Origin of the sequence: Megasphaera cerevisiae DSM 20462, from assembly GCF_001045675.1 — a bacterium.
In the GTDB taxonomy this organism is placed as follows: Bacteria; Bacillota; Negativicutes; order Veillonellales; family Megasphaeraceae; genus Megasphaera; species Megasphaera cerevisiae.
On the sequence record NZ_LEKT01000134.1, the window covers coordinates 1 to 1,138 of the forward strand.

Consider the following 1,138-nt stretch of genomic DNA (forward strand, 5'->3'; position numbering starts at 1 on the left):
TGATCCAGATACGATATAAGAATCAACGCAACAAATGTAACAAAAATTTTGCCATCCAGTCCCGTTTCAGATGAAACGAGAAGCCGCCTCATATTAAGCCGTTCCTTAATGTTGCCAAACGCTTTTTCTACCACATCCTTCTTTCTGTAGAGATGCAATGCGGTGAAGGCAGACATCTTTTCGTTTGTGATCAGTGCAAAATAACCGAAGTAACGACGTGCTTTTTTGATAGCATCTTCTTTGTAATGTACTTGTCTACCCCGTTTGGGAGTGATTTTTACTTCAAAAAATTGCTCATAGGCTTTCCGGTGACTTTCTACCAGATTTCCTGTCTGCAGTTCTTTACACAATGTAACAATCCGTTTATCAAAAGCCTGTTCATCGTCCGCACCTTTTTCGATACTATAATAGTAATGGATGTAGATCCTGCGTTTATCTCTGATAACATCTCCTTTGTAGGGACGTTCTTGTACATAATCCCATTCGCTTGTTACGGTGCAGCCATAGGTGTTGATTCCTTCATCAAAGTTCGTAAACATATCCATCACGAATTTTGTTTTGCTAAACCCCAGAATATCCAGATCATCCAACAAATGGGTTACCGTTTTCACATCAGGTATATTTCCCGCAAGCTTACGGTAATAAAAAGGCAGCCCTGATGTTTCACCAAAAATAAGCAGAAGATTCAACTGCGGCAACGTATCATTCTCTTTGTTCTTGCCATATTGAACCTGCGCCAAGGTCTCTGAGTAACTGGAAATACTGGTACTGTCATATGCCCAGTATTCATCTTCTACACGGCGTCTGCCTTGCAACCGAAAGAACTGCTGCATCTGTTCCGCTGTGATGGATGAAAAGAACTCACTGCTCCTTGGTGAAATAATATTTTTGCCATATGGGTGCTTATGTGTGCAATGCCATTTTTCGAACCGGTACAACGGATTGTTGTCTTCGAGAATGAGGTAAAAAGCAATCGATAACATCTGTTGATAGTCATTGGGAAAGCAGGATTGAAGATCTGCAGTAAGACCAAGCGTATCAGCCACAGCTTCCAACAGATACGTAGCACCATAGTACAGATGTTTGCATTCCATATAAGGGGTAGTGCCATGCTTTACAACAGTTGGAACCGGAATCG

General features: G+C 41.5%; 1 protein-coding gene. It reads right to left on the reverse strand.

Annotated features, from left to right (window positions below; translation table 11 throughout):
• The coding region (locus AB840_RS15370) for an IS1634 family transposase (RefSeq protein WP_152669425.1) at positions 1-1,094 on the reverse strand (1,094 nt) is incomplete at its 3' end.
• Positions 1,095-1,138: the final 44 nt, after the last annotated feature.